At 64.5% G+C, this 12,231-nt stretch carries 13 protein-coding genes; 11 read left to right on the top strand and 2 right to left on the bottom strand.

What is annotated here, in order from left to right; translation table 11 throughout:
- Positions 1 to 125 precede the first annotated feature (125 nt).
- Genes NKJ28_RS20805 through NKJ28_RS20795 form a run of 3 tightly spaced genes read left to right on the top strand, consistent with a single transcriptional unit; the run spans position 126 to position 2,865 of the window.
- Positions 126 to 773, top strand: coding sequence for a cysteine hydrolase family protein (locus tag NKJ28_RS20805; protein ID WP_352636833.1), 648 nt, complete (start codon positions 126 to 128; stop codon positions 771 to 773).
- Positions 770 to 2,089, top strand: a complete 1,320-nt coding sequence (locus tag NKJ28_RS20800) for a type I glutamate--ammonia ligase (RefSeq protein ID WP_352636832.1) — start codon at positions 770 to 772, stop codon at positions 2,087 to 2,089. The genes NKJ28_RS20805 and NKJ28_RS20800 overlap by 4 nt, the downstream gene beginning before the upstream one ends.
- Positions 2,089 to 2,865: an N-formylglutamate amidohydrolase gene (locus NKJ28_RS20795; RefSeq protein ID WP_352636831.1), complete on the top strand. Its 777-nt coding sequence runs from the start codon at positions 2,089 to 2,091 to the stop codon at positions 2,863 to 2,865. Before NKJ28_RS20800 ends, NKJ28_RS20795 begins: the two co-directional genes overlap by 1 nt.
- Before the next feature lie 61 nt (positions 2,866 to 2,926).
- On the opposite strand, the gene NKJ28_RS20790 is transcribed toward NKJ28_RS20795, so the two are convergent.
- A complete protein-coding gene (locus tag NKJ28_RS20790) occupies positions 2,927 to 3,718 on the bottom strand; it encodes a hypothetical protein (protein ID WP_352636830.1) in 792 nt (263 codons plus the stop codon).
- A gap of 147 nt (positions 3,719 to 3,865) precedes the next feature.
- Between NKJ28_RS20790 and NKJ28_RS20785 the strand changes: the two genes are divergently transcribed.
- From NKJ28_RS20785 to NKJ28_RS20755, 7 genes are read left to right on the top strand one after another with little or no spacing between them, the layout of a single operon-like run.
- Complete coding sequence (locus tag NKJ28_RS20785) at positions 3,866 to 4,498, top strand: DUF4129 domain-containing protein (protein WP_352636829.1); 633 nt, start codon at positions 3,866 to 3,868, stop codon at positions 4,496 to 4,498.
- Positions 4,495 to 5,694: a DUF4350 domain-containing protein gene (locus NKJ28_RS20780; RefSeq protein WP_352636828.1), complete on the top strand. Its 1,200-nt coding sequence runs from the start codon at positions 4,495 to 4,497 to the stop codon at positions 5,692 to 5,694. Before NKJ28_RS20785 ends, NKJ28_RS20780 begins: the two co-directional genes overlap by 4 nt.
- Entirely contained in the window at positions 5,681 to 6,637 is a 957-nt protein-coding gene (locus NKJ28_RS20775; protein WP_352449246.1) for an AAA family ATPase, read from the top strand. Before NKJ28_RS20780 ends, NKJ28_RS20775 begins: the two co-directional genes overlap by 14 nt.
- On the top strand, positions 6,634 to 7,941 hold the full coding sequence (locus NKJ28_RS20770) for a DUF58 domain-containing protein (protein WP_352636827.1): 1,308 nt from the start codon (positions 6,634 to 6,636) through the stop codon (positions 7,939 to 7,941). The genes NKJ28_RS20775 and NKJ28_RS20770 overlap by 4 nt, the downstream gene beginning before the upstream one ends.
- Positions 7,938 to 8,969, top strand: coding sequence for a stage II sporulation protein M (locus tag NKJ28_RS20765; protein ID WP_352636826.1), 1,032 nt, complete (start codon positions 7,938 to 7,940; stop codon positions 8,967 to 8,969). Before NKJ28_RS20770 ends, NKJ28_RS20765 begins: the two co-directional genes overlap by 4 nt.
- Positions 8,956 to 9,822, top strand: coding sequence for an RDD family protein (locus NKJ28_RS20760; RefSeq protein ID WP_352636825.1), 867 nt, complete (start codon positions 8,956 to 8,958; stop codon positions 9,820 to 9,822). Before NKJ28_RS20765 ends, NKJ28_RS20760 begins: the two co-directional genes overlap by 14 nt.
- A 20-nt stretch (positions 9,823 to 9,842) precedes the next feature.
- Positions 9,843 to 10,118: a hypothetical protein gene (locus NKJ28_RS20755; protein WP_352449242.1), complete on the top strand. Its 276-nt coding sequence runs from the start codon at positions 9,843 to 9,845 to the stop codon at positions 10,116 to 10,118.
- Between the two features lie 41 nt (positions 10,119 to 10,159).
- On the opposite strand, the gene NKJ28_RS20750 is transcribed toward NKJ28_RS20755, so the two are convergent.
- Positions 10,160 to 10,846, bottom strand: a complete 687-nt coding sequence (locus NKJ28_RS20750; RefSeq protein WP_352636824.1) for a D-lyxose/D-mannose family sugar isomerase — start codon at positions 10,844 to 10,846, stop codon at positions 10,160 to 10,162.
- Between the two features lie 246 nt (positions 10,847 to 11,092).
- Here NKJ28_RS20750 and NKJ28_RS20745 point away from each other — a divergent pair, with 246 nt between their 5' ends.
- Complete coding sequence (locus NKJ28_RS20745) at positions 11,093 to 12,151, top strand: D-TA family PLP-dependent enzyme (protein ID WP_352636823.1); 1,059 nt, start codon at positions 11,093 to 11,095, stop codon at positions 12,149 to 12,151.
- The last annotated feature ends 80 nt before the right edge of the window (positions 12,152 to 12,231 follow it).

The raw sequence follows: 12,231 nt of genomic DNA, 5'->3' as shown, positions 1-12,231 counted from the left end.
CCCGAAAACAAAGCTTACCTTAAATTAGTGACTTCGAATATCCCAATAAGTGCGTCCGCCACGCAGGACGCCTGGGCCAAAATCAGCTAAATCAGCCAGACGTGATCAGCGAATAGGACCCAAGCATGACGCCAGCACTGCCAAAACGAAACGAGCCGTTCCGGGCCGGCGAAACCGCGTTGCTGCTGGTCGACATGCAGCGGGTCTGGCTGGAGCCGGGCGCCGATCCGGCGCATCCGGAGCGTGGGCCCGATCACTATTTCTACCGGCAGACCGCGTCGCAATCGATCCCCAACCAGGAGCGCCTGCTGGCGGCGGCGCGGGCCAACGGCGTCGAGGTGATCCACACCATCATCCAGAGCCTGACCGAGGACGGCCGCGACCGCTCGCTCGACCACAAGCTGACGCCGATCCATATCGCGCCGAGCCGGCCGGAAGGCCTGCCGGTGCCGTCGCTGGCGCCGGTCGGCGACGAGATCATGCTGCCGAAGACGTCATCGGGCGTCTTCAACTCGACCAACATCGACTATGTCCTGAAAAACCTCGGCGTGCGCTACCTGATCGTCGCCGGCATCATGACCGACCAGTGCGTCGACATGGCGGTACGCGATGCCGCCGATCGCGGCTATCTCGTCACCTGCGTATCGGATGCCTGCGCCGCCGCCTCGCAGGAGCGTCATGACGGTGCGCTAAAAGCCTTCGGCGGCTATTGCTGGGCCGCAGATACCGCCATCGTTTCGGCCCGTTTCGAAGCTTTGGGAAAAGCTGCATGATATCGACCGTCGAACCGCTCGTTGCCGTCGTCACCACCGATCTTTCGGCGATTACGCGCGGCCGCTCGGTCGCCGAAAGCAAGCTGCAGAAGATCGCCGCGACCGGCGTCGGCTGGCTGCAGGCCAATCTGTCGCTGACGCCGTTCAACTCCATCGTCGACCCCAATCCGTGGGGCTCGTCCGGCGATGTGCGGCTCATTCCCGATCTCAACGCGCGGTTTCGCACGGCGCTGACCGGATCGGCGACGCCCTTCGATATGGTCGCCGCCAACATTGTCGAACTCGACGGCAGCCCGTGGGTCGGCTGCACGCGGACCATGCTCAAGGATGTGCTGGCGGAGTTGAAGGCAGCGGCCGGGCTTTCCGTCATCGCCGCCTTCGAGCATGAATTCCATATCGAGGGCGACTTTGGGCCGGCTCATTCGATGTCGTTGGCAGCACTGCGCCGCGCCGACCCGTTTGCCGCCAATCTGATGGCGGCGCTGGCGGAAGCCGGCGTCGCGCCCGAAGTGGTGATCGCCGAATTCGGCACCGACCAGTTCGAGGTGACGTGCGAGCCGGCCGATGCGCTTGCCGCGGCCGATCGCGCCGTCGCCATCCGCGAGATCACGCGCGAAGTCGCGCGATGTGCCGGCTGGCGGGCGAGCTTCGCGCCCAAGATCGCTCCCGATGCCGTCGGCAACGGCGTCCACATCCATTTCAGTTTCGTCGACGAGGCCGGCAAGCCGGCGACCTACGATCCGGCCCAGCCTGGCGGCCTTTCCAGCCGTGCTGCTTCGTTCTGTGCCGGCGTGCTGCGCCACCTGCCCGCGATCACCGCCATGACGGCGGCGAGTGTGTCGTCCTACTACCGGCTGAAGCCGCATAGCTGGAGTTCGTCCTACACCTGGCTTGCCGATCGCGACCGCGAGGCGAGCCTGCGCATCTGCCCGACGGTGACGATCGGCGGGCGCGATCCTGCGCGGCAGTACAATATCGAATACCGGGCAGCCGACGCCACCGGCAATCCCTATTTGTCGCTGGCGGCGATCGTGCGCGCCGGGCTGGAGGGGCTGAAGGCCAAGCTGCCGGCGCCGCCGCTTGTCTCGGCCGACCCGACGCAGATGAGCGTTGCCGAGCGCAAGAAGCTTGGCCTCGTGCGGCTGCCGGAAACGCTGCCTGCGGCACTCGACGCGCTCGTTGCCGACAAGACCGTCACCGGATGGTTCGCGCCGGTGTTCGTCGAGACCTTTGTCGGCCTCAAGCGGCATGAGACCGAGCGCCTCGCCGGTCTCGATCCAGTGGCGGTCTGCGATCTCTACCGGACGCTGTATTGATGGCTGAGCCGCTTGCTAACGCCATCCTACCGGAAGGTTGGCTTCCAGCGGTCGAAGCAATCAACGAAACGGGGCGTTCCGATATCGTTCTGATATGCGAGCATGCGTCCAATCATATTCCGGCCGAGTATGCGCGGCTCGGTCTCGACAGCCGCCATTTGCAGCGCCATATCGCCTGGGACATCGGCGCCGCCGAAGTGACCCGCACCCTGTCGAAGCTGCTCGATGCTCCGGCTTTCCTCAGCTCCTATTCGCGGCTTTTGATCGATCTCAACCGGCCGCTTGGTTCCGGCGGCAGCATTCCGGCGCTATCGGAGGACACCGGCATCCCCGGCAATGTCGGCCTCGATCCGGAGGAACGAAGCCGGCGTGCCGAGATCATGTTCGCGCCGTTTCATGACCGCGTGGCCGCCCATCTCGACGAGCGGGCGAAGCAGGGCAGAGCGACGCGGATCGCGACGATCCACTCCTTCACGCCGGTCTTCCTCGGCATTGCGCGGCCCTGGCACGCCGGCGTGCTTTACGATCGGGCAAGGGAGTTCGGCCAGGCCGTGCTTGCCGGCCTGCGCGCCGACAGTGCACTCAACGCCGCGGCAAACGAGCCCTACGTGATCAGCCGTGACGGCGACTATGCCATACCCGTCCATGGCGACGATCGCGGCATTCCCGCGGTCCTCATCGAGATCAGGCAGGACCTGCTGGCGGGCTCTGGCATCGAGGAATGGGCGAAGCGGCTGGCGGCGGCGTTGCCGGTGCAGCAGACAAAGGCGTTGTGACCAAGCTCGGCTGCTCGAGCGCAACGCGACATGCCAGCCGGTGAAAAGCCTCCACCCGTCCTCAGGAGAATATTTCCGCCAAGTCTTCGACGCTGGTGCCTTCCTTGACCTGACGCAGTTCGACGTAGCTGACCGCCGTGGCTACCGACAACACCATCGACGATATCGTCGACACCAAGGCTCCCGCTACATCGGCAATTATGGTCCCGCCAAACAGGACGACAGTTCCCACCATCACCGACTGAATGACCATTGCGATGATGATCAGGATGAGGAACAGGCCGAACAGTGGCCAACGGCTGCCCTTGGTCAGGGCACGGCTGCGCGACATGGAGCCGAACACACCGAGCCGCTCCTGGATCAGAACCGGCACCGCCACGCACCATCCCAGCCACAGGATGATGCCGGGAACCAGCAAGGCTATTGAAGCCAGCCCCGCACCTAGAACGACGAGCAGGCCAATGCCGAGGGTCGGCAGCAAATAGCGGATGGCTATCTGAATGCAGTCACCAAAGGTCGGCCGCTTGCCGCTCAAATCCTCGATCGTGGCCCGCACGAGCGCAGACTGGAGCAATAACGAGAGTACAAAATAGAGCATGGCAAGGGCAAACGAGAGCAAGGAATCACGAAGCAGCGCACTGGGGTCGGCCATAGCTGGATTGCCCGGGTCGCCAATCGCCATGTCCTCCAGGTGCGCCCGATTCCAAAGGTGAAGAACAAGAGCAGGCAATCCCGAAAATAGCGCCGCCAATCCGAAATAAAGCCCGGCGTTGCGGCTGATCACCGCAAAGCTGTTGTTGAACACCCTGCCAATCTCGAATTTCTCAGGCCGGTCCAGTGTCGTCGAAGCCATGATGCGTCCCCCTGCTGCATTGCGTCATGCCGGCAGCACAATCCCGGCAGTAAATCTGCCAAGATTAACCGTCGCCGTCCAGCCCACTTGCAATTGTTCCGCTGCATTGTCAGTGTCGGCAGGGAACCACAGGTTGCAGGGGAGCGGGTGGCGTTGGCACAGCCAGGCACAGCGGAAGCCGAACGGCTGACCAATCTGCACAAGCAGCTGATCGCCGATGAGTCGATCCAGTTCGACCTGCCGGCCTATGTGCCGCGGAAGCCGCCCGAGTGGCTGAAACCGCTGCAGGATTTTTTGTCGTGGCTCGGTCCCTACATGATCTATCTGTTCTGGGGGGCGGTGATATCGGGCGTCGCAATCATCCTGCTTTTGGTCTTCCTCGAGGTGAAAGGCATCGCCTGGCGGCTGCCATGGCAGCGCGCGCGGCCCGAAGTCGAAGACGAAGAAACCTGGCGCCCAGACGCCGGCGCCGCGCAGATCCTGCTGTCGCAAGCGGATGCGCTGGCCGCACGCGGCGACTATGACGAGGCGGTTCACCTTTTGCTTCGGCGCAGCGTCGCCGATATTGCCGGCCGGCTGCCGGACTTCCTGCGCCCGTCGCTCACCGCGCGCGACATCGCCAATGCCCCTTCCCTGCCGGGAAGGGCGCGCCATGCGTTTACCGAGATCGCCCGCATTGTCGAGGCGGCGCTGTTCGCGCGCCGGCCGGTCGGCGCGGAAGGCTGGCGGCAGGCGCGCGGCGCCTATGAACGTTTCGCCTTCCGGGATGCCTGGACGTGAGTGCACCGGCGGTCGAGGCACAGGAGCCGTTCAATCGAAAGACACTGTTTTGGGGGATTTTCGCCAGCCTCCTTGCGGCAGCCGGTTTCTTCCTGCTGTCCACCTATGCTCCCGATTTCCGGCAGCCCGGCAATGGCGGCGCCACGCCGCTGTCGAAAAGCGGCGTCGGCTACGCCGGCCTGGCGGAATGGCTGCGGCTCACCGGCGAAGCGCCCTTGATGGCGCGGACCGAAGACGATCTTGCCAGAGATATACTGCTGATCGTCACCATCTCGCCCGACAGCGATCCGGAGGCGCTCGACCACATCCTCAATCTTCGCCAGGACCAGAACACGCTCTTCGTGCTGCCCAAATGGCAGATCCTGCCGCTGCAGGGGCATGAAGGCTGGAACATGAAATTCGGGCGATTGCCCGGTTCGGTGGTGAACGAATGGCTTGGCCGCATCGCCGATGCGAAGATCGGTGCCGGCCAGAGCACGGCAAAGCAACTCGACATCGAAGGCAACATGGTTGCCGCACCCGAAGAATTGCAGTGGGTGGCCGACAAGTACCCTCTCATCGCAGCCGGCAATGACAAGGCTGTGCTTACCGAACTGGACGACAAGCCGTTCTATATCCTGACTGACCCCGACCTGATCAACAACGCCGCCCTCAAGGATCCCGAAAAGGCAGCAGCCGCGCTCGGGCTGATTGCCTTGCTTCAGCCCGACGACGGCCCGGTGATGTTCGATCTGACGCTGCACGGCGCGGGGCGGAAGTATGATCTGGCCAAGCTCCTGGTCGAGCCGCCGTTCCTGGCGCTGACACTGACGATCCTGATCGCTGCGGCGCTGGCGTTCCTGCATGGCCTTGGCCGGTTCGGCCCGCCGCGTATCGACCAGCGCGCGATCGCCTTCGGCAAGCGTGCGCTGGTCGATACGACAGCGATGCTCATGCGGCGTGCCGGCCGGCTGGACGAGCTGGGAGGCCGCTATGCGGCCTTGATGCGGGTACGCGCCGGCGCGCTGCTCGGCGCACCGCAAGGGTTGCAAGGCAAAGCGCTCGACCACTGGCTCGACTCTCGCGATAAGGAGCAAGCTGGCGGCTTCACGACGCGCTCGCAAGCGGCCGGCGAGGCGAAGAATCTGACGCAGATGCAACAGGCAGCAGAACGGCTGCATGACTGGACGGCAAGGAGGCTCGGTGAACGTCGATGATGTGAAGGCCCTGGCGACACGGATCAGGGAAGAAGTGGCCAAGGCGATCACCGGGCAGCACGATACGGTCGACCTGATGCTGACCGCCTTGTTTGCGGGCGGGCATATCCTGCTGGAAGGTCCTCCGGGCACGGCCAAGACAATGACGGCGCGCTGCTTCGCCCAGGCGCTTGGGATCGCCTACGGGCGGATCCAGTTCACGCCGGACCTGATGCCCGGCGATATCGTCGGGTCGAACATCTACAACTTCCAGACCGGGCAGTTCACGCTGACGCGCGGCCCGATCTTCTGCGATCTGCTGCTTGCCGACGAAATCAACCGCACGCCGCCCAAGACGCAGGCCGCACTGCTCGAGGCGATGCAGGAACATGCGGTCACCTTCGACGGCACCACGCATTCGCTCGGCCGCAATTTCATGGTCGTCGCGACCCAGAATCCGATCGAGCACCAGGGCGTCTATCCACTGCCGGAGGCGCAGCTCGACCGCTTCCTGTTCAAGCACCGCGTCAGCTATCCCGGCCCCGAGGAAGAACGAGCCATCATCGTCCATCATGGCGGCGGCTCCGCCTCGCACGACATCGCGCAATATGGCATCGAGGCGCAGACGGATCGCGAAACGCTGCAGGAGGCCCTTGAAGTCGTCGGCTCCGTCACCCTCGTCGACGATGTCGTCGGCTACATAGCGGCGCTGGTTCGGGCTACGCGCGAAAATGCCGATCTGGAGGTCGGGGCCAGTCCGCGCGCCGGCGCCATGCTGGCGCGGGCGGCGCGTGCCCGGGCGGCGCTGGACGGACGCGCCTATGTGATCCCCGACGACGTCAAGGCGCTGGCGGTGCCGGCGCTGCGTCATCGCGTCATCCTTTCGCCTGCCGCACAGATCGATGGCCGGCTGGTCGAGCAGATCGTCTCCGACCTGGTCGACCAGACGGAAGCACCACGTTGATCTATCCCAGCGGCCGAGCGGTATGGGCAGCTGCGGCCGGCGCGGTCCCGGCCTTCCTGGTCGCGCTGGCACTGCCGTCGTTCTGGTATCTGGGATTGCTTTGGAGTTGCCTGCTGCTTGCCTTCCTGGCGGTGGATGCCGCGGCCGGACGCGGACGGGCATCGCTGAATGCCAGCATCGATGCGCCGCAGCAGGCCGGTGTCGGTGGGGAATTCGGCGCGCAAATCACCGCCCGTCACTCGGGGCCGCGCGCCGCGGAGGCTCGGGTCGGCCATGATGCGCGTCTGGCGCCGGTGGACGGCAGCGGCGGCGCCTTGCTGCCAATCGCCGGAGGCGGGTCGCTCAACCTCCGCTTCCAGGCGCTGCGGCGCGGCGTCGCCAGCTTCGACCGTCTCTGGGTGCGCTGGCGCGGGCCGTTCGGGCTGGTCTGGAACCAGGTCGTGCTGCCGGTGGAAAGCAAGGTTGCGGTGCTGCCCGACGTCAGCAGCGCCCGCGGCGAGGCGATCACGCTGCTGCAACATGCGGCGCTTGCCGAAGGCCATGCGCAGCGCCGCGCGGGCCAAGGCCGCGAGTTCGACGCGCTCAAGGATTACCAGCCGGGCATGGGCCGGCGGATGATCGACTGGAAGCGCAGCGCCCGCCACGGCAAGCTGTTGGCGCGCGAGTTCCGCATCGAGGAGAACAACAACATCGTGCTGGCCATCGACAGCGGACGCCTGATGTGCGAGCCGGTTGACGGTGTGCCGAAGGTGGACCGGGCGGTGACGGCCGCCTTGCTGTCGGCATTCATCGCGCTGAAGGGCGGTGACATGGTCAGCCTGTTCGGCTTCGATGCAAGGCCGCGCGTTTCGAGCGGCGCGGTGCGCGGCCCCGCCAGCTTTGCGATGATCCAGAAACGGGCCGCCGAGATCGACTACTCCAGCGAGGAGACCAATTTCACACTGGCATTGACGACGCTGGCGGCGCGGCTCGACCGCCGTTCGCTGGTCATCATCTTCACCGATTTCGTCGATCCGATCAGCGCGGAATTGATGCTGCGCACCGTGGGTCGGCTCACCGAACGGCATCTCGTGCTGTTCATGATGATGAAGGACACCGAACTGGAGGGCCTGGCCGACACGCCGCCACGCTCCGGCGAGGATGTTGCGCGCGCGGTCGTCGCCGGAGGGCTTTTGCGCGAAAGGCAGGTCGTCATCGGCCGGCTGCGGCTGCTTGGGGCGCATGTGATCGAAGCCGACCACAACCGGCTGGGTCCCGCGCTGGTCGAGCGCTATCTGCAGTTCAAGCACGAGGATTTGCTGTGACGGCGCCGGTACGCGGCAATGCGGTGCGCGGCGACGCGGTACGCCAGTCGCTGGCCAGCTTCCGCCGCGAGCGCGAGGCCGACTGGAAGGCATTCGAGGCGTTGCTGGCGCGTGTCGAGAAGCGCGCGCCGCGGACGCTTTCCGAAGAGGAGCTGCTGTCGCTGCCGCTGCTCTATCGATCGGCGCTGTCTTCCCTGTCGGTGGCGCGCGCGACATCGCTCGATAATGCGCTGGTCGGCTATCTCGAAGCGCTGTCGCTGCGCGGTTATTTCTATCTCTATGGCGCGCGGCGCGGGCTGCGGCAGCGCCTCGCCGATTTCTTCCTGCATGACTGGCCCGAGGCCATTCGCGACCTGTGGCGCGAGACATTGGCGTCGGTCGCGCTGATGGTGATCGGCATTGGTGCAGGCGCCTGGCTGGTGGCATCCGACAAGAGCTGGTTCGACGCGATCATCCCGCCCGGCCTGGCAGGAGGCCGCGGCCCCGACACCTCGGCCGAACTGCTGCGTGGCATACTTTATGATGGCGACAATGGCTTTCTCTCAGGCTTTGCCGCCTATCTGTTCACGCACAACGTCCAGGTCGCAATCCTGGCCTTCGCCCTTGGCTTCGCCTTCGCGGTGCCGACGGTGCTGCTGATGCTGTTCAACGGCTGCATGATCGGGGCGTTGTTCCAAGTCTATTGGTCCAAGGGGCTTGGCATGGAGCTCGGCGGCTGGCTGGCCATCCACGGCACCACCGAATTGTTCGCAATCTCTTTGGCCGGTGCGGCGGGCATGCGCATCGGCACCAGCATCGCCTTTCCCGGCGAATTGACACGCATGGCGGCAGCGGCTCGCGCCGGACGCATCGCCGCGAACGCCATGGTCGGGGTCTCGGTCATGCTGCTGTTTGCCGGGCTGCTCGAGGGCATTGGCAGGCAGACCATCACCAGCGACGTCACGCGCTACGGCATTGGCGGTGGCATGCTGGTGCTGTGGATCGGTTATTTCTACCTGTTCCGGGCGGTGCGGCATGGCGATCGTTAAACGCGCCGCCTTCGCGGCTATACGGCCGCTGATCACGCCCGAAGGCGTCGATCTCCGGATTAGGCTTGCTGACGCCGGCACGCGGGCCTCCGCCTTCCTGCTCGACATCGTGTTCATCGCCGTGGCTGCAATCGTGATCACGATCGTCGCGCTATTCGGGGTGGGAGGCCTTGGCAGCGAGGGATTTCAGCCGCTCTTCGTAGTCTGGATCATCCTGATCTTCTTTCTGCGCAACGCCTACTTCATCGTTTTCGAAGCGGGCCGGCGCGCGGCTACGCCCGGCAAGCGGATCGTCGGCATCCGGGTCGCGTCGCGCAGCGGAGACGGCCTGTCGATCGACCAGGTCATCGCCCGCAACCTGATGCGCGAGATCGAGGTGTTCCTGCCGCTGTCGATCATCGTTGGACGCAGCGGGACCGACCTCGCCGACACGCTGACGACGGTGTTCGGACTGGTGTGGACGCTGCTGTTTGCCTTGTTCCCGCTGTTCAATCGAGACCGCATGCGGATCGGCGACCTGTTGGCGGGGACCTGGGTGGTCGAGGCGCCGAAGCGCGCCTTGCTTGAAGACCTGTCGGCACGGCAGGATCCGGCGGCCGGCGCCTTCCGGTTCAGCCACGCCCAACTCGATGCCTACGGGATTGCCGAACTCCACAAGCTGGAGGAGGTGCTGCGCCGCGACGACTATTTCGCCCTGCGGACGGTTGCCGAAACGATCGGACGCAAGATCGGCGCGACACCGCAAGCCCACGATGCGCGCGCGTTCCTGACGGCTTACTACGGCGAGCTACGGGCGCATCTCGAGCGCAAGCTGCTGCTGGGCAACCGCAGGGCCGACAAGCACGCACGGTAACAACGCTCCACGAGGCTGTCATGAACACATCTCTATCGGAGCTTGAACTTCAAGAGATGGAAGCCCGAGTTGCCGCGGCCCAGACCGGCCCGTGGAAATCGTGGGTCGAGGGCCGGGATTTTTCTGGAGGATCGAATTTCATCCAAACCGGCCAAGGACCGGATAGAGGTGAAGACATCGAAATGACTGGCGCGACGATTGCCGACCAGGATTTCATTGCCGCCGCTCGCCAGGACATCCCTCGCCTGATCGCCGAAGTCCGCAGGCTACGTGGAATTGCTAATCGCACGAATTGAATTCGTGGTCGTTTTTCGACAATCCTGCCGACTCTTCTGCCCTACCCCACCCACTTCTCATAATCGGATACCAGCAGGTGCAGCGGTGCTGTGTCCTCGTCGATGTCCGCGAAGCGGCCGATTGGTTCGCGAAAGACATTGTCGGTGAGATCGTCGTTGACGGTCGAGACCTCGCCGATCAGCACGTCCTTGCCCTCGGCCCAGAAGGCATGCCAGACACCCGGCAGCAAAGTGACGCTCTGGCCTGGGTCGAGCTTCAGCAGCCCACCCGCAGGTAGTCTGTGGATGGTTCCGTCGACAGGCACCGATACTTCGGCCTTCGGATCGATGCCGCCATCGCGATCATGCATGAACAGCTCCAGCACCAGTCTGCCGCCGCCGCGGTTGATGATGTCCTCGGCCTTGATGTTGTGGCGGTGCATCGGCGACAGCTGATCCTTGCGCGAGATCATGATCTTTTCGGCATAAAGCATGCCCATGCCCTTCTTCATGTCCTCGTAGCGGCCGTTGCGAACGGTGAAGAGGAACAGGCCGAGCTCGTCGAATTTCTCCTGGCCGTAGTCGGTGATGTCCCAGCCAAGCCGCGACGAGAAGATTGCCGACGAATCCTGCCGGCGCGCCTTCATCTCTTCCGGCGACCAGTAGGCGAAGGGCGGCATGATGTAGCCGAACGAGCTGATGAAGGCGTCGGCGTCGCGGATGATGTCGTTGATGGCGGAGCGTTTCATGATCGTGGTTCCTTCCCGTCGCTTTGCGAGCGCTAGAACGGTTCATCGTTTCACGGAAACGATGAACCGTTCTATCTTTTTTTGGACGCAATTCCGGACGGAAAACCGTTTCACACTTTTCCTGGAATTGCTCAAACCGCAATAGCCGAACGTCCATCCGGTGTCGATGCAAACTGCTGTCGCTGGCCCCATGACATGCGGTCCGATCAGGGCCATAAGGTCAACCAATTTTCCGATGGTGAGACCATGCGCAGCATAGACGACCTCGATACGCCGGCGATCCTGATCGATGCCGGCCGCGCCGAAGCCAATATCGCGCGGGCGCAGGCCCATGCCGACCGGCACGGGCTGAAGCTCAGGCCGCACATCAAGACCCACAAACTGCCCTACTGGGCAAAGAAGCAGATCGCGGCCGGCGCCGTCGGCATCACCTGTCAGAAGATCGGCGAGGCCGAAGTCATGGCCGACACCGGACTGACCGACATCTTTCTGCCCTACAATATCCTCGGGCGGGCCAAGCTGGAGCGCCTCAAGGCGCTGCACGGCCGCGTAACCCTGTCGGTGACAACGGACAGCATGGACACGCTGATGGGACTTGCCGCCACCTTTACCGATCCCGGCCACCGCCTGCCGGTGCTGGTCGAATGCGACACCGGCATGGGCCGCTGCGGTGTGCAGTCGGCCGGCGAGGCAGTCGCGCTGGCGAGCGAGATCGACAAGGTCCGGGGGCTCGTCTTCGGCGGCTTGATGACCTACCCGGGGGCTGGCCGCGCCACCGAGACCGAGGCGTGGCTCGCCGATGCGCAGCAAGCACTTGCCGCATCCGGCCTTGCTTGCGAGCGCATCTCCAGCGGCGGCACACCCGATATGTGGCGTTCCGGCGAGCATAGCGTCGTCACCGAATACCGGCCCGGCACCTACATCTATCTCGACCGCTACCAGGTCGCCAAAGGCGTCGGCAGCCTCGACGATTGCGCACTGACGGTGCTGTCGACGGTGGTCAGCCACCCAACGCCGACACGCGCCATCCTCGACGCCGGCAGCAAGGCGCTCTCCAGCGACACACTGGGGCTCGCCGATTTCGGCGAGCTGCTGGGCATTTCAGGCGCAAGGGTGACCAGCCTCAGCGAAGAGCACGGCAACGTCACGCTGTCAGGCGGCGCCGAGCTTCGCATCGGCGAGCGCGTGCGCGTCGTGCCCGACCATTGCTGCGTCGTCACCAACCTGTTCGACGAGGTGCATCTGATCGAAGGCGACAAGGTGTTGGAGACGCTGCCGGTGGCAGCACGCGGGCGGATGGGGTGAGTCCAGTTGGAGCGCGTGCGCTTCAGGTACAAAATCCTTCAAACGCTGGAGGGACAGCGCCCGGACAGCGCCCCCCTCTG

It is taken from the genome of Mesorhizobium sp. M0145, from assembly GCF_040322355.1.
Classification (GTDB): domain Bacteria; phylum Pseudomonadota; class Alphaproteobacteria; order Rhizobiales; family Rhizobiaceae; genus Mesorhizobium.
The sequence above is the reverse complement of the archived record's forward strand: the minus strand, read 5'-3'. Positions and strand labels throughout refer to the sequence as shown.